General features: G+C 41.5%; 22 protein-coding genes. 16 read left to right on the top strand and 6 right to left on the bottom strand.

The window, feature by feature from the left end; genetic code table 11:
• The first annotated feature begins 157 nt into the window (after positions 1 to 157).
• From VR862_RS12410 to VR862_RS12370, 9 genes are all read left to right on the top strand, one after another.
• Positions 158 to 1,747 (top strand): GMC oxidoreductase, encoded by a 1,590-nt coding sequence (locus VR862_RS12410; RefSeq protein WP_324721295.1) that lies wholly within the window; start codon positions 158 to 160, stop codon positions 1,745 to 1,747.
• A gap of 236 nt (positions 1,748 to 1,983) precedes the next feature.
• The gene (locus VR862_RS12405; protein ID WP_324721294.1) at positions 1,984 to 2,373 is read left to right on the top strand and encodes a DUF302 domain-containing protein; all 390 of its coding nucleotides are present in this window, start codon (positions 1,984 to 1,986) and stop codon (positions 2,371 to 2,373) included.
• A 238-nt stretch (positions 2,374 to 2,611) separates the two neighbouring features.
• Positions 2,612 to 2,896: a rhodanese-like domain-containing protein gene (locus tag VR862_RS12400; RefSeq protein ID WP_324721293.1), complete on the top strand. Its 285-nt coding sequence runs from the start codon at positions 2,612 to 2,614 to the stop codon at positions 2,894 to 2,896.
• Positions 2,897 to 2,898: 2 nt separating this feature from the next.
• Positions 2,899 to 3,216, top strand: coding sequence for a rhodanese-like domain-containing protein (locus VR862_RS12395; RefSeq protein WP_324721292.1), 318 nt, complete (start codon positions 2,899 to 2,901; stop codon positions 3,214 to 3,216).
• Positions 3,213 to 3,437 (top strand): hypothetical protein, encoded by a 225-nt coding sequence (locus VR862_RS12390; protein ID WP_324721291.1) that lies wholly within the window; start codon positions 3,213 to 3,215, stop codon positions 3,435 to 3,437. Before VR862_RS12395 ends, VR862_RS12390 begins: the two co-directional genes overlap by 4 nt.
• A 31-nt stretch (positions 3,438 to 3,468) precedes the next feature.
• A complete protein-coding gene (locus VR862_RS12385; RefSeq protein ID WP_324721290.1) occupies positions 3,469 to 3,918 on the top strand; it encodes an OsmC family protein in 450 nt (149 codons plus the stop codon).
• 119 nt (positions 3,919 to 4,037) lie between these two features.
• The gene (gene sigZ / locus VR862_RS12380; RefSeq protein WP_324721289.1) at positions 4,038 to 4,619 is read left to right on the top strand and encodes an RNA polymerase sigma factor SigZ; all 582 of its coding nucleotides are present in this window, start codon (positions 4,038 to 4,040) and stop codon (positions 4,617 to 4,619) included.
• 62 nt (positions 4,620 to 4,681) lie between these two features.
• Entirely contained in the window at positions 4,682 to 5,224 is a 543-nt protein-coding gene (locus VR862_RS12375; RefSeq protein WP_324721288.1) for a VOC family protein, read from the top strand.
• An 84-nt stretch (positions 5,225 to 5,308) separates the two neighbouring features.
• Positions 5,309 to 6,214: an alpha/beta fold hydrolase gene (locus VR862_RS12370; RefSeq protein WP_324721287.1), complete on the top strand. Its 906-nt coding sequence runs from the start codon at positions 5,309 to 5,311 to the stop codon at positions 6,212 to 6,214.
• A 59-nt stretch (positions 6,215 to 6,273) separates the two neighbouring features.
• On the opposite strand, the gene VR862_RS12365 is transcribed toward VR862_RS12370, so the two are convergent.
• Positions 6,274 to 7,191 carry a L,D-transpeptidase gene (locus tag VR862_RS12365; protein ID WP_324721286.1) on the bottom strand — a complete coding sequence of 306 codons (918 nt, stop codon included), beginning with the start codon at positions 7,189 to 7,191 and terminating at the stop codon, positions 6,274 to 6,276.
• Positions 7,192 to 7,516: 325 nt separating this feature from the next.
• On the opposite strand from VR862_RS12365, the gene VR862_RS12360 reads away from it, so the two are divergent.
• The 3 genes from VR862_RS12360 to VR862_RS12350 all read left to right on the top strand — a co-directional run bounded on the left by VR862_RS12360 (position 7,517) and on the right by VR862_RS12350 (position 9,886).
• Entirely contained in the window at positions 7,517 to 7,900 is a 384-nt protein-coding gene (locus VR862_RS12360) for a hypothetical protein (RefSeq protein ID WP_324721285.1), read from the top strand.
• 2 nt (positions 7,901 to 7,902) lie between these two features.
• Positions 7,903 to 8,475, top strand: coding sequence for a pentapeptide repeat-containing protein (locus tag VR862_RS12355; RefSeq protein WP_324721284.1), 573 nt, complete (start codon positions 7,903 to 7,905; stop codon positions 8,473 to 8,475).
• 205 nt (positions 8,476 to 8,680) lie between these two features.
• Positions 8,681 to 9,886, top strand: coding sequence for a DEAD/DEAH box helicase (locus VR862_RS12350; protein WP_324721283.1), 1,206 nt, complete (start codon positions 8,681 to 8,683; stop codon positions 9,884 to 9,886).
• Positions 9,887 to 10,132: 246 nt separating this feature from the next.
• On the opposite strand, the gene VR862_RS12345 is transcribed toward VR862_RS12350, so the two are convergent.
• Positions 10,133 to 10,873, bottom strand: coding sequence for an SDR family NAD(P)-dependent oxidoreductase (locus VR862_RS12345; RefSeq protein WP_324721282.1), 741 nt, complete (start codon positions 10,871 to 10,873; stop codon positions 10,133 to 10,135).
• A 107-nt stretch (positions 10,874 to 10,980) separates the two neighbouring features.
• Between VR862_RS12345 and VR862_RS12340 the strand changes: the two genes are divergently transcribed.
• Positions 10,981 to 11,532, top strand: coding sequence for a macro domain-containing protein (locus tag VR862_RS12340; RefSeq protein WP_324721281.1), 552 nt, complete (start codon positions 10,981 to 10,983; stop codon positions 11,530 to 11,532).
• A 127-nt stretch (positions 11,533 to 11,659) separates the two neighbouring features.
• Here the strand turns inward: VR862_RS12340 and VR862_RS12335 are convergent, their stop codons facing one another.
• The 4 genes from VR862_RS12335 to lon all read right to left on the bottom strand — a co-directional run bounded on the left by VR862_RS12335 (position 11,660) and on the right by lon (position 18,522).
• The gene (locus VR862_RS12335; RefSeq protein WP_324721280.1) at positions 11,660 to 12,655 is read right to left on the bottom strand and encodes an NADP-dependent oxidoreductase; all 996 of its coding nucleotides are present in this window, start codon (positions 12,653 to 12,655) and stop codon (positions 11,660 to 11,662) included.
• Positions 12,656 to 12,811: 156 nt separating this feature from the next.
• Positions 12,812 to 14,671, bottom strand: a complete 1,860-nt coding sequence (gene rpsA / locus VR862_RS12330; RefSeq protein ID WP_324721279.1) for a 30S ribosomal protein S1 — start codon at positions 14,669 to 14,671, stop codon at positions 12,812 to 12,814.
• A gap of 546 nt (positions 14,672 to 15,217) precedes the next feature.
• Positions 15,218 to 15,910, bottom strand: coding sequence for a (d)CMP kinase (gene cmk / locus VR862_RS12325; protein WP_324721320.1), 693 nt, complete (start codon positions 15,908 to 15,910; stop codon positions 15,218 to 15,220).
• Between the two features lie 161 nt (positions 15,911 to 16,071).
• Positions 16,072 to 18,522, bottom strand: a complete 2,451-nt coding sequence (lon, locus tag VR862_RS12320) for an endopeptidase La (protein ID WP_324721278.1) — start codon at positions 18,520 to 18,522, stop codon at positions 16,072 to 16,074.
• A gap of 218 nt (positions 18,523 to 18,740) precedes the next feature.
• On the opposite strand from lon, the gene VR862_RS12315 reads away from it, so the two are divergent.
• The 3 genes from VR862_RS12315 to VR862_RS12305 are packed head-to-tail and all read left to right on the top strand — an operon-like array spanning position 18,741 to position 20,929.
• Positions 18,741 to 19,301 (top strand): RNA polymerase sigma factor, encoded by a 561-nt coding sequence (locus VR862_RS12315; protein ID WP_324721277.1) that lies wholly within the window; start codon positions 18,741 to 18,743, stop codon positions 19,299 to 19,301.
• Complete coding sequence (locus tag VR862_RS12310) at positions 19,291 to 19,854, top strand: DUF4179 domain-containing protein (protein ID WP_324721276.1); 564 nt, start codon at positions 19,291 to 19,293, stop codon at positions 19,852 to 19,854. The genes VR862_RS12315 and VR862_RS12310 overlap by 11 nt, the downstream gene beginning before the upstream one ends.
• Positions 19,835 to 20,929: a hypothetical protein gene (locus tag VR862_RS12305; RefSeq protein WP_324721275.1), complete on the top strand. Its 1,095-nt coding sequence runs from the start codon at positions 19,835 to 19,837 to the stop codon at positions 20,927 to 20,929. Before VR862_RS12310 ends, VR862_RS12305 begins: the two co-directional genes overlap by 20 nt.
• The last annotated feature ends 34 nt before the right edge of the window (positions 20,930 to 20,963 follow it).

Below are 20,963 nucleotides of genomic sequence, written 5' to 3'. Positions count from 1 at the left end.
ATCATAATAGGTCTACGAAAAAAAGATCCTTTAGCACCCTGCTTCACCTAAGACTCTTTACATGAAGTAAAATTTTTCCACCTGCACTACCTTTTAGCAAAAAAATGGCATAGAAATTTCCTATTTTGAAGCAGCTAATAACGCTACTTCTTGTTCAGTGGATTTTAACTATGACTATATCATTATTGGCAGCGGCTTCGGCGGATCGGTAAGTGCTTTACGCCTTTCAGAAAAGGGTTACAAAGTACTTGTGGTGGAAAAGGGAAAGTGGTTCAAAGCTGAAGATTTTCCAAAGACCAACTGGAACCTTAAAAAGTGGCTTTGGATGCCTGCTTTACGATTCTTCGGAATAATGAAGCTCAGCATCTTTCGGCATGTCGCGGTCATTTCGGGTACCGGGGTTGGCGGTGGTTCATTGGTTTACGCGAACACACTTCCGGTTCCAAAAAAGGCATTTTACACCAGCGGTAGCTGGAAAGAACTGGCCGATTGGGAAACAGAACTCCGGCCATATTATCGAAAAGCCCTGCAAATGTTGGGAGCTACACCAAATCCAAAGCTATTTGATGCAGATCTTGCACTCCAACAAATGGCTGAAAAATTGGATCTAAAGGAACATTTCAATCAGCCTGATGTCGCTGTCTACTTCGGAAAGCCCGGAGAAACCGTTAAAGATCCGTACTTCGATGGCAAAGGCCCGGACAGGACCGGATGCAATTTCTGTGGCGGCTGTATGACGGGATGCCGGTTCAACGCAAAGAACACGCTCGACAAAAATTATCTCTGGCTGGCTCAAAACCTGGATGCAGAAATACTTGCAGAGCATGAGGTGATCGATGTGATACCGTTGGCTTCGGAAGGATATGAACTTAAAATGCGATCCACTACTGCCTACTTCAGCAAGACCAAAAAGCTAAAAAGCAAAGGAGTAATTTTTTCCGGAGGTGTTCTGGGAACAGTGAAGCTGCTGCTAAAGCTGAAACAGAAAAGCCTTCCGGAGTTGTCGGATAAAGTGGGAGATGAAATCCGAACAAATAACGAAACCTTGATCAGCGTATCTACTGCCGATAAATCCAAAGATCTTTCCAAAGGAGTCGCAATTGGAAGCCTTTTACATACAGATAAAGATAGTCATCTTGAAGTAGTTCGCTATGCAGAGGGTTCGGGTTTCTGGAAATTACTGCACTTGCCAATGGCAGCGGGTAAGAATCCCGGGAGCAGAATTCTCAACATTTTTAGTCAATTACTCTCTTCTCCCATCTCCTGGTTCAAAACCTACTTCATCCACAGCTGGTCAAAAAGTACTGCAGTGCTCCTGTTTATGCAAAGCGTGGACAGTACATTGAAACTCAGAAGAAACGTTTTTGGAAGAATGTCGACCGGCGTGAGCAGCGGTGAGAAACCCACAAGTGATATCCCTGCATCAAGAGAATTGACCAGAAGATACAGTGAAGCAATTGATGGCAAGGCAACAAGCTTTGCGCTTGAAAGTTTGGCCGGAATTCCTACCACTGCTCACATCCTGGGAGGTGCGGTGATGGGAAAAGACAAAACTACCGGTGTGATCAACTACAAAAATGAGGTTTTTGGATATAAAAATATGCTCGTAATCGATGGGTCCATGATCTCTGCCAACCCCGGTGTAAACCCCAGCCTTTCCATCACAGCAATAGCAGAACGCGCCATGGATCTCATCCCGGAAAAAGAAAGGGCGCCAAAAATGACATTTTCAGAACCTTCTTTTTAGACTTCTCTAAACGCCCGTCACCGGCTCATAACCGGAACAACCTATTGGATGAAATAGAGAAAAATCCATTCTTTAAATTCCCGGTACCCGAGTAACATCAGGTCAGAAACTTGTGGTATTCACTTCCATCCTACAAGTCCTTGTTTCACCTTTTGTTCTGTAACAAAAGTAACGTTATAGTCCTTCTTAAAATGTCATTTTTGTAGTAACTTATAGTCGGACCAAAAACTAACAAAATGAGCTATTACTTCACTACCACCGTAAATGATGATTTTGAAACTGCGATTCAAAAAGTAACAGAAGAACTTAAAAAAGAAGGCTTTGGAATTCTAACCGAAATAGATGTAAAGGAAACCTTCAGGAAAAAACTGGATGTGGATTTCAGGAAGTACAGAATTCTTGGTGCATGCAATCCGCAAATGGCGCACCAGGCAATTTCTTCAGAAAGTAAAATAGGTACGATGTTACCATGCAATGTCATTGTGCAGGAAACAGAGGATGGTAAAACAGAGATCACTGCAGTTGATCCTGTTGCTTCCATGAAGGCTGTAAAAAATGACACTTTGGGAGGGGTAGCAGCACAGGTAAGAGAGAAATTAAAAAAGGTGATAGACGAGATCAAATAAATTGGTTGTCGCGTTTATTTCGGAATAACCAGAAAGTTTTCAGCTTCAATAATAAGCAGAGGCTGTCAAAAGAAATTATTGCGTCCAGCTGGCCGGAAACTTCGGGAGTTTCAGGTTTAATAAAGGATGGTGTAATTCAGCTTTTTTGACAGCCTTTTTTTACGGCTCTTGTGTAACATAAGTAACTGTGCATTCTTCCTCTCAGCTTTACTTTTGTGCCATATAAAAATGAAATCATATGCAGATTGAAGAAATATTAAGATCCCATCAAGGAACGGTGATCGATGTTCGAACAAGAGGAGAATTCAGTGGCGGGCATGTAGCAGGTTCCATAAATATTCCCTTAACAGAACTTCCAGATCATATGGAGCAGTTAAGGACTATGCAGTCACCATTGATATTGTGCTGCGCATCGGGAATGAGAAGCGCACAGGCAGAACATTACCTCAATAGGGAAGGTCTGGACTGTGTAAACGGAGGTTCCTGGCTGGAAGTAAATTACCTGCAATCTAAAGCTTCGTAAATATGATAGGCACTATAAAAAAGATCCTCGGGTTGGGCCCCAAAATCAACTTCGAACAATTGGTGCAACAAGGAGCCGTGATCATAGATGTGCGGACAAAAGCAGAATTTAATGGCGGACACATCAAAGGTTCTAAAAATATTCCGCTTAACGGTCTTGGCCAGAACTTCAAGAAAATCGGAAAGAAGGATGTGCCGGTGATCACCTGCTGTGCTTCGGGCATGAGAAGTGCTTCGGCTAAGAATATTCTGCTATCAGCAGGCTACACAGAAGTCTACAATGGCGGAGGCTGGAGAAACCTTCAGAATAAAATCAAATGAAAAACAGGATCTTAAATAACTGGTCGTGGTCAAGAGCAGCCTATTTGATCATTGGATTGCTGGTGAGCTTCCAGGCTGCAGATGCGGACCAGTGGTGGGGATTGGCTCTCGGGGCTTATGTCACTGCCATGGGTTTGTTTGGATTTGGATGTGCCGCGGGAAATTGCGCAGGAGGAAATTGCAGCGTACAACCTGATCGAGATCAGAAAATATCTGAATAACCAACTTTAACTTTACCAAATAAACAATAATATGGAAGAGCATATTTATACTGTAGACCTGCATTGGAAACAGGATCGCCGGGGAGAAATTTCCTCACCCGAACTAAACGAGAGCATTGAAGTCGCTACCCCGCCCGAATTTCCTAAAGGAGAAGCCGGCATCTGGTCTCCCGAGCACCTTTACACGGCTGCAGTGAACAGCTGCTTTATGACCACTTTTTTAGCTATTGCTGAAAATTCTAAACTGGAATTTAAAAGCCTTACCTGTCCTGCAAAAGGCAAACTAAGCAAGGAAGAAGGCAAATACGTCATGTCACAGGTCACTCTGGAACCTGTGCTTACTATTTATAAGGAAGAAGATAAAGAAAAGGCTGAAAAGATCCTTATCAAAGCTGAAAGAGCCTGTCTCATTACAAATTCTATAAAAGCTGAAGTTATTTTACATCCACAAATAGAATTGGCAGAATCTTTGGTATCATAATTATAACAGTCCCCTACACTGGAATCCCGTTTAGAAGATCTTTCTTCGGCGGGATTTTTTTATTTAACCTGTGAATTTATTCTCTACATTTAGACTGCTGTTATTTTAATATTTTTCAATTGGCAGAACGTAACCCGAATTGTGATGTCCCGGCATTATGGCTGGAGCATAAAACTGCTCTAAAAAATTACATTTTTAAGAGGGTAAAAGATGAGCAATTAACCAATGATATTCTTCAGGAAGTCTTACTGAAGGTTTACAGTTTTTGCCTTTCCAGATCGGGGGTGAGAAATGTGAGGAGCTGGCTATATCAAATCGCACATAATACAATGTTAGACCACTATAGAAAAGAATCTAAAAACAGAAGCCTCAAGGCTGAAGTGGAGTTCATTGAGGAGGATGAGAACCTGGCCTTTAAAGAAGCTCTCGATTATATTGAACCATTAATTGATTTTTTACCGCCGGAATATGCTGTGCCTCTACGAATGTCTGATCTTGAAGGAATAAAGCAAGCAGATATTGCTGAAAAATTAAATCTCAGCCTCACCGCAACGAAATCCCGCATCCAACGTGCGCGCGATCTTCTCAAAAAGGAATTTGTTACCTGTTGTCATTTTGAAACAGACGCCACCGGAGGCCTTCTTTCATTTTCCATCAAGGATTCCTGTATTCCTCTACAACAGGTTCAGGAAAAAAAATAAATTTTTTCTGCGTCTTTTTGATCCTCTTTACGTCTGGAATGTAAACAGTAAAATTTTTTATCATGAAAACATTTCACGTACACGTAAAAGTAAAAGACCTGGAAGAGAGTATATCCTTCTACAATGCATTATTCAATACTAAACCCACAGTTGTAAAAGCAGATTATGCAAAATGGATGCTGGAAGATCCCCGTATCAACTATGCTATATCAACAGGACATGCTGAGCTTGGAATAGAGCATCTGGGCTTACAGACTTCAAGTGAAACCGAGCTCAAGGAGATCTACTCCAACATGAAAAAAGCAAAAGGAACAGTGAGAGAAGAAGGAAATTCTACCTGTTGTTATTCTAAAAGTCAGAAAAGCTGGATCACAGATCCCCAGGGAGTAGATTGGGAAGCCTTTTACACTTATGGTACTGCCACAGTTTATGGAGAAGGAATTAATGCCAAACCTGCTCCCGAAGTTATGGAGCAATGGACCGGCAATGATGGAAAAGTGGGCGAAAAAGCCGGTCGCTTCAAGGAATCAGAAAAAATTTTGAAAAAAAGTTCCTCTTGTAGTACTTCTGTGTGTAACAAAACACCTTCCCGGGAGTCTCTATAAAAATTTTCTGAGGAGGAAGAAAGATGTAATTCATCGACCCAAGATCGGCCGTGTTCCATCTTAAATATTTAAACTAAAAAAGAAATGAAAAATATCCTGATCTTATTCGCACTTGTTACTTTTAATTTAAAGGTCTCTGCCCAGGAAAAGATCATCACCACGTCTGATGGTGTGGATCTTTACGTAAAAGTAGCAGGACAGGGTACTCCGCTTTTATACATTCATGGCGGTCCCGGCTCGGGGAGTTACTGGTTCGAGAAGTTAGTGGGTTCTTTTATGGAACAAAATTTTACAGTCGTGTATCTGGATCAGAGAGGGGTGGGAAGATCTACCAGTGCGTCCAATCAGGATTATTCTCTCGACCGGTTAACGCTTGACTTTGAAGAAGTGAGAAAGGCCTTAGGTTTTGAGAATTGGCTTACCCTCGGGCATTCTTTTGGAGGGATCCTTCAAATGGGTTATGCAGAAAAATTTCCTGCAGCTCAAAAAGGAATGATCATGCTCAACTGCACCATCAATTTACCCGAATCGGCCTGTGAAAGCTGGATCCCAAAAGCAGCCGAATTCGTTGGGGAAGAATATACCTGCGAAGGAGATACTGTTGCCATGCCGCAACGAATGGGTGAGTTTGGCGGAAAGCTTAGAGAGAAGGACATTTTTTGGAAAATGGGCTCCCGCAATCCGGGAACCTTTGCAAGGCTCGATGAGATTTCAGCTGAAATTGAAAATTTCAACTATGATTATAGTCGTTATGCCCTTAATTATTCGGAATACTGGGAAAACTTCAAACCTTTTGCCTCAGATATGAAGATGCCTGTTCTATACTTTTACGGAACCACAGATTTCATGGTGGGACCGGATCACTACCAGGGCTTACAATTTCCGAATTTAATGTTGTGGGAGAATAAAGGCGGACATGTACCGTTCATTGAAGACAAAGAAGATCTTAAAAAAGCCATCCTGGCCTATACAAAGAAATATAATTTTTAAAGATAATTGTTTGAGGGAACAGGTTGTCGGGAAATCATTTTCCGGCAACCTTTCTTATTTCATTGAATGGTCTCCAAGCCCTCCTTTGGTGGACCGGGGAGTTCATCAGCAGGAAAGAACATGGGATCAAAATTTCGTTTATCCTTTTTGTACTGTAGTACATAATCCTTAAGAATTGCCATTTCTGTAGCTTTCAGGAAGTTGGAATGAGGATTTTCTGCCAGGGCCAACCAGGGAACGGGACTGTCAAAGTCATAATCTCCATAGACCATAACCGGAGTTCCATTCCTCTCTACAATTTGTCTGGAAGCATCCAGTTTCCATTGATCGGCCCAATTATAGATAAATACTGCATCATCATGGCGCAATCTAACACAGGCATGACTGGCAGGATAACCGGGCATTGAATATTGATGTACCCCTACTCCTTCAAAGTTCATAAAATTGAAATAATATGGCATGATCCAATCCTGGTTCACAGTACTAACTTTGCTCCTTGCCTTATAGTTCGCATAAAAAAGACCTGCAGGAGTAGGCGTGGATTTTTTTCCCGAACTCACCGGACCCCACCTTATCAAATTTCCATGTTCATACAGGGCAAAGGCTTGCACCCGTCTTGAAATGAGTAAAGCTTTGGGTATAGAATCCAACATTTCAAATTCTAAGGGAAAAGGAGAATAATCTAAAAAATTGGTGGTGAGAGTATCCGGAATAACCAATTTGTCTCCGGCGTTTAGCCGGTACGCATCCATTCGGTTTATAGCAAAAATATACTCCTGCTCCAGTTCAGAAAATTGGGTCTTAAAACTGTCGATCTCAGCCGCAGTTTCAATACTGTCAAGATGGTAAGTAAAAATCACCGGAATTTCCTGCACTTCCTTACCTGGTTCTATAAGTCCTGAAGAAGGACCTTTGGGAGCATCGATTTGGGGGTGTTGTGCACCAGCAGTACGTTCACAGGATATCAGAGCGGTCATGGACAGCGAACAGACCAGAAATACCAACGAAATTTGTCTCAATACACTTTTCAAAACACTACAATTAAATGAAAAACTTCTAGCATCCAGAAAAATGCCAATAATGCACAAAATAAGCAGTTAATGCTTCCCCAAACCTTATCTAAATTTCCCCAATTTTTGACTTAAATCCTATCAAAATATGAAAATATATACCGCACAAAAAATGCCATTTTTGAAGGTATAGTTTGACCTTTTAAGAAGGAAAGTACTTCTAAAAAATGTCTTAAATTTTTTAAGATAATTAGCAGGAAATTAATATCTTGTATCCCTCAAAAAAATTGAAATGAAAGCTTTTATCGTATTTTTCTTCATGTTGGCAGGTACCGGGGTTTTTGCCCAGGAAGCGCCTGTAACCTTTGAGAGCAAAGGAGTTTTCTTCTCTGGGGATCAAAGTGTACAACGGCAGGATAACCAAATTGTGGAATTCACCGGCAACGTTCACTTTTCCACTTCTATAGTTGAGATAGATAAAGCTGAAAAGATCGTTTACGATAAGAAGAGTAAAACCTTTACTATTAGTGGTTTCAGTGAATTGGTCTTGAACGGAAAAAAACGTAAGGCTTCAGATTTTGGGTCCACCACTCTAAAAGTGGATCTTGGCGGAAGCATAGCGTATCTTGTGGCCGAGTCAAAGAATTGCAAAGACGGCAAGGGTAAAGGCTGTTAAAAATGGCTGATGCTTTTTTCCGGGACCAGATCTTTTCTTCCAAAGATTTTCCTGCAGGCACTCTTCCTTTTGGAGAGTATGAAAACTGCAAATTTACCGGGCTTAACCTGAGTGAAGCCGATCTGTCAAAAATGATATTTTCAGAATGTATTTTTGATGCCTGTGATCTGAGCAATGCGAATCTAAAAAACACAACCCTTAGAGAAGTAAATTTCACTCACTGTAAATTAATAGGTCTTTCCTTTGATCACTGCAATTCCTTTTTACTATCATTCAGGTTTAAAAATTGTCTCCTCAATTTTTCCTCATTCTTCAAGCTGAAGATAAAAAGTACATGTTTTGCAGGATGTAAGTTGGTACATGCAGATTTTTCTGATGCTGATCTTTCTTCAGCTGAATTTGCAAACTGCGACCTTAGCGGCGCAATTTTCTTCAACACCCGACTTGAAAATACAGACTTCAGTACTTCAGAAAATTTCAGCATTGATCCTGAAAACAATGTCATTACAGGGGCTAAGTTTTCTTCAGCTAATTTGCAGGGCCTACTGGAAAAGTACAAGATCAAGATCCTGTGACTTTTTAGGCTTCAGGTCAAAATATAGAAGTCCCAAAAGCGGTCCGATTGTTGCCAATGTTATACGGGCAGATAAAAAGCTTATCTTTGCCCTCTTCTTTACATGAAAGCACGGCAGGTTGTAAGCCGGTGGAGAATGAAAAAAAATTAGCAGCTGCTTCAAGAATATGCAACGTCTTTTCCAGCATTTCACATAAATACATTTAATGTCTTTTAAAAATTTAAATTTAGATGAGGTCTTACTAAAGGCGCTCGACCCCCAGGGATACTCTAATCCTACCCCAATCCAAAAACAAGCAATACCGGTAGTTCTCGAAGGAAAAGATCTACTTGGAGTAGCCCAGACGGGAACCGGAAAAACAGCCGCTTTTGGTCTACCTATTCTTCAATTGTTGAATGAAAAGAGGTTCTCAAATAAGGGAATAAAGGCTTTGATCCTTACTCCCACCCGCGAACTGGCAATCCAGATCGATGAGAGTCTGGCAGCCTATGGAAAACACACAAGGTTAAGTCACTCCGTCATTTTTGGTGGAGTTTCACAACACAGCCAGGTCCAAAAACTTAAACGTGGTGTGGATATTCTTGTCGCCACCCCGGGAAGATTACTGGACCTGATGAACCAGGGGTTTATCAACCTGAGGACCCTCGAGATATTTGTGCTTGACGAGGCCGACAGGATGCTCGACATGGGCTTTATTCACGATGTAAAAAAAGTGATCAAAAGCCTTCCCGAAAAGAGGCAGACATTGTTCTTTTCGGCCACGATGCCCGAAGAGATTCAAAGTTTAGCCAATATGATGCTGAAGCATCCTGTGAAGGTCGAAGTTACTCCTCCTTCTTCAACAGTAGACAAGATACAGCAGCGGGTATATTTCACCAATAAACCCGATAAGAAGAAGTTACTGCTTCACCTCCTGGAATCAAATGGAATCAATACTGCTCTTGTTTTTACCCGAACAAAACACGGCGCTGATAAAGTTGCAAGATTCCTGGATAAGGCAAAAATAAGTTCGGCTGCTATCCACGGAAATAAAAGTCAAAATGCAAGACAGAATGCCCTAAAGAATTTTAAGAGCGGAAATCTGAACGTACTGGTTGCTACCGATATAGCTGCCCGAGGGATTGATATTGATGAGTTAGGTCACGTCTTCAACTTTGACCTCCCCAATGTCCCTGAAACTTACGTGCACCGAATTGGCCGTACCGGCCGTGCAGGTAACGAAGGAATGGCTATATCTTTTTGTGCTGCAGATGAACGCAAGGAATTAAAGGATATTGAAAAACTTGCTTCAATTAAGATCCCGGTGATCGAGGAACATCCTTTCCCTATGGATCTCAATGCACAGCCGGCCGCTGTAGCAACTGCCCAAAACCGAAACAGGAATAACAACGGGAATAGAAGAAGAAGGTAAGTTAAGTGATCAGTGGTCAGTTGGCAGTTGGCAGAAATTATAAAGAGTCTATTCCACGGGAATAGACTCTTTTTTAAATCCTGATTTCACATTATATATTCTCATTTTTGAAAATTCCACCTGTCGTTTAAAGCACAGCTTTTGCAGAGCGAAGAATCCATTTAGATCTCAAGTTCTCTCTGTTTTCCTATTATCATTTTGATCTCAAATTGAACCCTAAATACTTTAGATTTCGTACTTCTAAATTTACCTCGCCAGGTAACCTCCATCTATAGGGTAATACGCTCCGGTTGCAAAAGAAGATTTGTCGCTGCCCAGCCACAGGATCAATTCGGCTACTTCCTGGCTTCGGCCCAGCCTGCCAATAGGATGCAGGGAAATTAGCTGCTTTTTTATGTCATCATCGATCTGGTCCAGAAGGGGTGTATCAATAAAAGCAGGTCCAACTGCATTGATCCTGATGTTCTGCGAAGAATATTCCAGAGCCGCATTTCGGGTCATACCAATTGCTGCGTGCTTTGCAGCCACATAGCCTACAGATCCTTCGAAACCTACACTTCCCAGAATAGAAGATATATTGACTATACTTCCCTGGCCTGTTTTAAGCATGGCCTCTATTTGATATTTCATGCCGTAGAAGATACTATGAAGATTGACATCAATAACTCTATGCCAGCCCTCCAGGCTCATATCCACGATCTTATTGGCCTCTCCTCCTATTCCGGCATTGTTGACCGCTACATCTAGTCGGCCGTAGGTTTTGATAGCAAAATCGACCAGCGACTTATTCTCGGCTGCCGAAGCAACATCAGCTTTAAAGAAGCTTGCGGTTCCGCCCGACTTCTCGATCCGGTTAACAACCTCTTTCCCGGCTTCAATATTGATATCGGAGACTACAACCTTTGCACCTTCCTTTCCAAAAAGTAAGGCAGTGGCCTCTCCTATTCCCGAGGCAGCACCTGTAATAATGACTACTTTTCCTTCCATGACTTAAAACGTTTTGCAGCGTTAATTTAAGAAATTCAGAACGCAGAAAGAATGATAGAAATCATTAGGATTGGAAGAACCTCAAAATTTCACTATTTTAGAGAGGTATGAAAAAGGAAATTTCAGGTGTTACCATAGAACTACGACAGGGAGATATAGCCAATCAGGCAGATTGTGAGGCTGTCGTGAATGCGGCTAATGGACAGCTGGAAACAGGTGGCGGAGTAGCCGGAGCTATCCACCGGGCTGCAGGACCCGGACTGGCAAAAGAGGCAAGACCATTAGGTCCCATAAAACCGGGAGAAGCCGTTATTACAGGTGCGCATGGTCTTCCAAACAAATATGTCATTCATTGCCTCGGTCCTGTTTACGGAAAAGACAAACCGGAAGAAAAATTACTAGCCAATTGTTACTCCAATGCTTTGCAGCTTGCAGAAAAAAAGAAAGTAACTTCTATTGCTTTTCCTGCCATCTCGACCGGAATTTTTGGATATCCTGTTGAAGAAGCTGCAAAAATTGCTTTTACTACTATTATAGAAAGAATCTCCAGCCTGAAGTCTATAAGCAATGTAGTCTTTGTGCTTTACAGCATTCAGGATCTTGAGGTGCATGAAAGGATTCTTGAACAAATCATGCAGGGCAAAGAATATTTGGGTTGATCCTGTTGCGGTTGCCGGTTGGCCTGTTGTCGAGTTACAGGTAATGAGTAACAGTTTGCCGGTTCAATTTGGAGAACGGGTTTAAAAGTTACTCCTTAAAGCTTAATCCTCTAACCCATGTTCCCTCCTAGACCTTTACTACCATTTTCCCCACGTTTCTTCCTTCAAAAAGTCCGATAAAAGCTTCGGGAAGCTTTTCAAAACCTTCTACCATGGTTTCCTCATAAATAAGGCTGCCATCCTGTAACCAGGCTCCAAGCTGTCTTAAGGCTCTTCCAAAGTCTTTTGCGTGATCTCTAATGAGGAAACCCTGCATCAATGCTGTTTTTTTGATCAGTATTCCTTCTGGACGGGGACCCGTAGGAAGTTCGGTTTCATTATAAAGGGAAATTGCACCACAATTGATGATACGGGCATCTTTATTAATGTTTTGCAATACAGCATCGAGCATTTCCCCACCAACATTGTCAAAGTAGACATCCACACCATCGGTACAAATTCTGCGCAATGCATTGGCCATATCTTCTTCTTTATTGTAGTTCAAGCCTCTGTCGAGGCCAAAATCTTCTTCAATTTTCTGCACTTTTTCATCACTGCCTGCAATGCCCGCAACCATACACCCCTGTATCTTTCCTATTTGTGCGGCAATACTTCCCACAGCACCGGCGGCACCGGAAACAACCAGGGTCTCTCCGGGTTTTAACTTTCCTATCTTATCAAGAGCGAGATAAGCTGTCAAACCGGTAAGCCCCAATACTCCCAGAAATGCAGGCAAGGGTGCCAGTGCCCTGTCTACCCTATTCAGTCCTGTGCCCGAAGAAACCTGCAATTCCTTCCATTTCAGCATTCCGGAAACAAATTCCCCGGACTGAAAATTCGGATTGTTTGATTCCACCACTTCAGCAACTACCATAGATTCTATGGGCTCATTCAGCTTAAAAGGCGGAATATAAGATTCTTCATTCCGCATTCTTCCGCGGAGATATGGATCTACAGAAATGTAATGTGACTTTAAAAGGACCTCCCCTTCTCCCGGACCTGGATCTTCTTCATGTACAAGTTCAAAGTCGGACCTGGAAGGTTTACCTGCGGGGCGGTTCTTAAATATTATTGTTTTACTCATGTTGGTTGGTTTGTCTATGAAGATAGTTTTTATTGAGTTTTCCTGCAAGCAGGGGAGGCCAATTCATGAAGTAAGTATTTACCATTTAAGAAGCGGGTATAAAAAAACCTCCCTGGTTGCCCAGGGAGGTTCTTATTATCTAAAAAACTTCAGGAATTACTTCTTCCCTTCCATTTTATCTTTCAACGCTTGAAGTTCTGCGTTCACATCACCCATTGTGGTGTTGTTCTGGGCTTGTTGCTGAGCAGCTTTTTTCTGAGCCTGCTTAACGATCTGAGCCTCTTCTTCCTTGTGAATAGCGGTGTGAGACGCTACCACTCTCTTGAATTCCTTATTGAATTCAATGATCTGGAATTCTGCAGTTTCTCCCTGCTTCAATTTGCTTCCGTCCTCTTTTTCAAGGTGACGTTGCGGTACGAATGCAGTGATATCTTCATTAAAGTCAACAGTAGCACCTTTGTCTACGATCTCGGTAACTGCAGCTGTGTGAGTAGTTCCTACAGCAAATTCAGTTTCGTATTTATCCCAAGGGTTAGACTCAGTTTGCTTATGACCAAGGCTTAATTTACGTCCTTCTACATCAAGCTCAAGAACTACAACGTCAAGTTTATCACCTACGTTAGTAAATTCTGATGGGTGCTTGATCTTCTTAGTCCATGAAAGGTCTGAGATATAGATAAGTCCGTCAATTCCTTCTTCAAGTTCTACGAACACTCCGAAGTTAGTGAAGTTACGAACGATACCTGTGTGTCTTGAACCTACAGGGTACTTAGAAGTGATGTCTGTCCATGGATCTGGAGTCAATTGCTTGATACCAAGAGACATTTTTCTGTCTTCACGATCTAAAGTAAGGATCTGTGCTTCTACCTCATCCCCAACGTTCACGAAATCCTGAGCAGATCTCAAGTGAGTGCTCCAAGACATTTCAGAAACGTGGATAAGACCTTCAACACCTTCAGCAACTTCGATAAACGCACCGTAATCTGCGATCACAACTACTTTACCTTTTACTTTGTCACCAACTTTAAGGTTCTCGTCAAGAGCTTCCCATGGGTGTTTGCTAAGTTGCTTAAGACCTAACTGAATTCTTGTTTTAGCCTCATCAAAATCAAGAATTACAACGTTCAGTTTTTGATCAAGCTCAACGATCTCATTTGGATGGTTGATTCTAGACCAGCTAAGATCGGTGATGTGGATAAGTCCGTCAACACCTCCAAGGTCAACGAATACACCGTAAGAAGTGATGTTCTTAACAGTACCTTCAAGTACCTGACCTTTTTCAAGCTGCCCGATAATTTCTTTTTTCTGCTCTTCGATATCGGCTTCGATAAGCGCTTTGTGAGAAACAACAACGTTCTTGAATTCGTGGTTGATCTTCACCACTTTGAATTCCATTGTTTTTCCAACGTATGCATCGTAATCCCTGATTGGCTTCACATCAATCTGTGAACCAGGAAGGAAAGCTTCAATACCAAATACGTCTACGATCATACCACCTTTTGTGCGGCACTTCACGTATCCATTCACGATAAGACCTTCGTCGTGAGCTTTGTTCACACGATCCCATGCTTTGATCACACGAGCCTTACGGTGAGAAAGGATCAACTGTCCTGTAGCATCTTCACGAACATCGATCAATACCTCAACTTCATCTCCAACTTTAAGATCCGGGTTATAACGGAACTCGTTAAGAGAAATTACACCTTCACTTTTTGCATTGATGTCGATGATCGCATCACGATCTGTAATGTTGATCACTTTTCCGGTAACAACTTCATCGTGTAAAGTGTCAACGAAATTTTCTGCTACAAGCTTCTCAAATTCTTCCAGCTTTTGATCGTCGATAGGATCAATTCCTTCTTCGTAGTTGTGCCAGTTGAATTCCTTTAAGAATTGCTCAGGATCTTGTTGCTGAACTTGTGCATCAGGTTGAGATTGTGCATCCATACCTGCTACAGGTTGAATCTCAGCGTTTTCAGAACCCTGAACTTCTTGATTTTTTGTTTCTTCAGCCATTGCTGATAATAATTTGTATCCTGTATTCTTCGGAAGATGTTTGCAATAAAGAACACAGAAGTGTTTATAATATTGATTTTCAACCCTTTTTATTCTTCCTGAATATTGCTAAAAAGGAGCGCAAAAATACAATTATTTATTTCAATTTACAATCATCCATTAACAATTATCAGAGAGATGTGAGACAGGAGATTTGAGATTTGAGATTTGAGACAGGATTTCTTTTTTGCCACAGATCCACGGATATTTTCTATAACATCTTCGTTACAACACCTTTTTTCTTTATGACATCTTTCGTCCCTACGGGACTAATTGTCGGTACGATAATTCTTCTACCAACATGTTTTCCCTACGGGACAAATTGGGGATGGGCGATATTTTTTTTACCTGTGTATCCTCGCTACGGGACAAAAGAAGGGAGTTGCATTCCGCATTTTCAAATTTTCAAATCATCAAATCTTCAAATCTTCAAATCTTCAAATCTTCGAATTTACAATCCTGCAATTTGGTGCTTGGAACTTGGTGCTTATTAATAATTCCTAATTGCTAATTGTCAATTGTATCATTGTACAACTCAAGAATCTTTTCAAATTGTCCTGCTAAGGTAAGATGGGAATTGTCTATTTCTTTAGCGTCTTCGGCTTTTACTAAAGGAGAGTCTTTTCGTGTGGTGTCTAAAAGGTCTCTTTCCTGTACATTTTCCAGAACCTCTTTATAGGTCACCTCTTCTCCTCTTTCACACAATTCTTTATACCGGCGCTGTGCACGTTCTTCGGCCGATGCTGTCATGAAGATCTTGAGTTCGGCATCGGGAAATACCACCGTACCAATGTCGCGGCCGTCCATAACAATCCCTTTCTCCCTGCCCATTTCCTGCTGTTGAGCCACCAGCATTTCCCTTACTTCTGGCACCGCAGCAACTTTACTTACATATTGAGAAACCTCCATCTGCCTGATCTCCTTTTCTACTCTCTCATTGTTAAGGTACATCTCTCCGTAGCCTACCTCAGGATTAAAGATAAACTTCAGCTTAATAACAGGAAGATCGTTTATCAAAGCCGCAGTGTCAAAATTTGCTTCAGAAATAAACTTTTTCCGCAGAGCATAAAGCGTTACCGCACGATACATTGCGCCGGTATCCACATACACGTAACCGAGTTCCCTCGCGAGCTGTTTAGCTACTGTGCTTTTACCTGTTGATGAAAATCCGTCAATCGCAATGGTGATCTTTTTTGTCATAGAGTGTGCTTCTTCGGCCAAGGCAGCCGGAAATAAAGGTGTCAAAAATGCCATTTTTGGCACTCCTGCAAAATTAAGCATTTAAAGCAGGTTTGAAAGGAAAACCTGCTCAAACGAAAAAAGCTCCGGAAATTCCGAAGCTTTTTTACAATGTTCTGATTTTATAATTCTTTCGGGTTCTTCACCTTTTCCTTTAAAATAGCCAGATCGAGCACCTGTGACATCTCTTTTACGTAGTGGAAGGTAAGACCTTTTAAATATTCGTCCTTAATTTCCTCTACATCTCTCCGATTCTCTTCACAAAGTATGATCTCCTTGATATGCGCTCTTTTTGCCGCAAGGATCTTCTCTTTGATCCCGCCTACCGGCAGCACTTTTCCACGTAAAGTGATCTCACCTGTCATGGCTATACTCTTCTTCACTTTGCGCTGGGTGAAAAGAGAAACCAGAGAGGTAAGCATGGTTATACCCGCACTTGGCCCGTCCTTTGGAGTAGCTCCTTCGGGCACGTGAATGTGCACGTTGTATTTTTCCATGACTTCGGGATTGATCCCCAGTTCTTCGGCATTACCTTTAATATATTCCAAAGCTATGGTAGCCGATTCCTTCATCACCTTACCAAGATTTCCGGTAATATTTAAGGCTCCTTTTCCTTTTGAAAGTATAGATTCAATAAAAAGGATATCTCCTCCAACCTGTGTCCATGCAAGACCTGTGACTACCCCGGCAGTATTGTTGTCTTCGTATTTATCACGCTCCAGTTTAGGACTGCCTAAAACATCAAGAATATCTGATTCTTTGATCTTTATATTGTATTCCTCTTCCATGGCAATATTCTTGGCTGCATGCCGCACCATCTTAGCGATCTGCTTCTCAAGGCTCCGCACTCCCGATTCACGGGTGTAACCTTCAACTATTTTTTCGAGTTGCTTCTTGCCAATCTTCAGGTTGTCTTTTGTAAGACCATGTTCTTTTAACTGCTTCGGAAGCAAATGCTGTCGTGCGATCTCTACCTTTTCTTCAATAGTGTAACCTGTAACATTGATAATCTCCATCCTGTCCCTCAAAGCAGGTTGAATAGGCCCGAGATTATTTGCGGTAGCAATGAACATTACCTTTGACAGGTCAAAAGGCATCTCAAGGAAATTGTCATGAAATTCACTGTTCTGTTCAGGATCCAGCACTTCCAGTAAGGCTGATGAAGGGTCTCCGCTATGCCCAATGCTTAGCTTGTCAATCTCATCAAGAACAAAAACAGGATTACTTGTACCTGCCTTTTTAAGAGACTGAATGATTCGTCCCGGCATGGCACCTATATATGTTTTTCTATGTCCTCTAATTTCAGCTTCATCCCGAAGTCCGCCAAGGGAAATACGTACATATTCTCTTCCCAGCGCCTCTGCAATAGATCGTCCAAGGCTGGTCTTACCAACTCCCGGAGGTCCGTAAAGACAAAGGATAGGAGACTTCATGTCATTCCTTATCTTAAGAACAGCAAGATATTCGATGATCCTTTCTTTTACATCTTCCAGGCCGTAATGATCGCGGTCGAGAATTCGCTGCGCTCTCTTAAGATCAAATTTATCCTTGCTGAACTCTTCCCACGGAAGGTCCAGAAAAAGATCAAGATAATTACGCTGAATTGAATATTCTGCCACCTGCGGATTCATCCGCTGCATCTTGGAAAGCTCCTTATTGAAGTGCTCCTTAATATTTTCCGGCCACTTCTTCTTTTTGGCACGGGCCCGCATCTCTTCCACTTCCCCTTCATGAGAAACACCACCCAGTTCTTCCTGAATGGTCTTCATTTGCTGATGCAGAAAGTACTCCCGCTGCTGCTGACTCATATCACTCTGCACCTTGCTCTGAATGTCATTTCTAAGCTCCAGTTTATGGTACTCGACATTCATAAACTTCAGCGTAGAAAGTGCACGTTCTTTCAGGTCATTGGTTTCAAGTAATTTCTGCTTTTCCTCGACAGAAAGATTCATGTTTGAAGACACGAAATTGACCAGGAATGACGGACTTTCGATATTCTGAATGGCAAATGAAGCTTCCGAAGGAATATTCGGGCTGTTCTTTATGATCTGTAAAGCAAGATCTTTGATAGAATCTATAATTGCTCCAAACTCCTCATTATCCTGTGCAGGACGTGCTTCGGGAACTTCGATGATCCTGGCCTTCAAAAATGGCCTTTCCTCGATGACTTCATCAACCTCAAACCGCTTTTTACCCTGAATAATCACAGTAGTATTACCATCGGGCATTTTGAGCACCCTTAGGATCCTGGCTACTACTCCAATCTTATTGATATCCTTGGCTGTAGGGTTCTCTACTTTCTCATCGATCTGAGAAACCACCCCTATGACCTTGGTATCGTTATTAGCTTCATTGATCAATTTTATTGAAGCATCCCTACCGGCGGTAATAGGTATTACTACCCCCGGGAATAAAACCGTATTTCTTAATGGTAAAATGGGTAATACTTCCGGGAGGTCTTCTTTATTTATTTCTTCTTCATCTTCGGGGGTCATCAAGGGAATTAATTCTGCATCCTCATCTATTCCCTGTAATGACAGACTGTCAAGATTTGTAAATTTTGTTCTGCCCATATCTATTTTTAAGTCAAACTGTCACTGCAGTTATTAATTCTTTATCTTCTAAGTTACTTTATTACCTTTACTTAGCCTGTTAAACAGAAGGTTAAAGTGTTTTTGTGTAGCATTATTTCAATTGTTATGCCAACGTACAGAAAAATTTTTAAAAGAAATTTCTGCTAAACTGTAACAATCTCTCTTCCATTCTATCTTTATTGTAAAGCTTTAAGATTTTGACACTAACCACCACACATATTGATGAGCTTTTGGAGAAATGTCGTCTCGGAGACGAGCGGGCCCAAATGAAAATCTATAAAAAATACAGCAAGGCCATGTATAATATCGCCTGGCGTATTGTGAAAGATTCAGCAGAAGCTGAGGATATCATTCAGGAGTGTTTTTTAAAAGCTTTTGACAAGCTGGATACTTTTGAAGGCACCTCAACCTTTGGAGCATGGCTAAAAAGGATCGTAGTGAACCACAGCATTGCAGTCTATAACAAAAAAACCAGATACAGTGAAGTTCAGTATGATGATCAATTTAAACATGCAACTGATGATTCCCAGGGAATGGCTATTGAGGAGGAAGATCAAAATCCTAAAGTTAAAATGATCCTGAAAACCATGGAAAAACTAAAAGAGAATTACCGGGTTGCCCTAACGCTTCATTTAATTGAAGGTTACGATTATGAGGAGATCTGTGAAATTCTCAATATAACCTATGCTAACTGTAGAACAACCATTTCACGGGCTAAAGAAAGCCTGCGCACCAAACTCCTGAGCTATGAAAGCTGATAAAGACATAGAAAAATTATTCGAGGGACTGGATTTTGACATTGCCGAACCAGCGCTCCAGCATGAAGATCGCTTTAGAGAAAAACTAAGACAGCGGCATCAAAAGCAGAAAACCCGGCACAACGGGATAATTTCCCTGTGGGGACCGGTAATGGGAATAGCTGCTACCTTTCTCGTAGCATTCCTGCTCATACAGGGGGGAATTGCCAATCCTTTTTCAACAGAACAGGAATTGGCAAATGTCTCACCAGAGATGAGACAAACCCAGGAATTCTACTCTTCGGTAATTAGGGCAGAGCTGGCTTCTCTACAGGAACAAAAGACTCCCGAGACCGAAGCAGTAATAGAAGATGCCCTGGCTCAACTGGAAATCCTGGAAAGCGATTATGAGAATCTAAAAAAGGACCTGGGAAAAAGCGGACAGGATAAAAGAGTTATCTACGCCATGATCACCAATTTTCAGAAAAGGATCGACCTACTAAAAACTGTACTTGACAAAGTAAATGACATTAACACCCTAAAAAACACCAATCATGAAGACAATATTATATAAAGCTTTGATCGTATTCTTTCTCGTCCCGGCTGCAGCCTGTGCAGAAGGTGATTTCAAAGGTAAATACACTAAACAGAAACGTGTAAAGAAGGAATTTAAAGTTTCTGCAAACGATATGCTCAAGATCACCAACAGTTATGGAAATATAGATATCGTGACCTGGGATGAAAATCGTGTAGAAATAGAAGTACTCGTACGCACTAATGGAAATGATGAAGAGAAAGTAGAAAAGCGTCTTCGCGAAATAGACGTGGCATTTAACCAAACCAGCGGACAGGTAACTGCAAGAACGCTACTGGAAAAAGACAACAACAATTCTTTCTGGTCAAGTCTCTTTGGCAGCAGCAGCAATGTTAACATGGAAATAAATTACCGGGTGAAAGCACCTGTTACCAACAGGGTCGATCTTTCTAATGATTATGGTCATATCAACCTGGATAAATTGCGCGGTGATGCCGAGATCTCCTGTGACTATGGTAGATTGATGATAGGGGAACTGCATGGAGACAATAACAAACTTACCTTTGATTACACCCGCAACAGCAGCATTGGGTACGTAAAGAGGGCAAAGATCAATGCAGATTACTCGGAGTTCACCATTGATGAAGCAGGAACTTTGGACTTAAGCGCAGATTATACAGACTCCAACATTCTAAAAGTTGAAAATCTCAGTTTTAACAACGACTATGGATCCCTAAAGGTGGAGAGATTAAAGAACATGAAAGGACAAGGGGATTATCTAGGGATTAAACTGGGGCTTGTTTACGGTACTGTACAGGTAAGTATGGACTATGGTTCTTTGATGATCCAAAAGGTAATGCCAAGTTTTAGGGAAATCGACATCAATAGTGATTACACCGGTGTGAAAATTGGTTATGACCGGGAGGCACCTTTCAGTTTTGAGGTCAATACTTCATATGGAGGAGTAAATGGTATCGACAATAGTACCTTTACCATCAATAAACGGAACCAGAGCGGAAGCGAAAATTACTACGCAGGATACTACCGTAATGGTAATACAGGTGGAAAGATCAAGGTGAATTCCAGTTATGGTAGCGTATCTTTTACAGATTAAATAACAGAAACATCAATCAATTTAAAACATCATT

The sequence above is a fragment of the Salinimicrobium aquimaris genome, from assembly GCF_035607535.1.
GTDB lineage: Bacteria > Bacteroidota > Bacteroidia > Flavobacteriales > Flavobacteriaceae > Salinimicrobium.
This window is presented reverse-complemented; position numbering and strand designations above follow the sequence as displayed.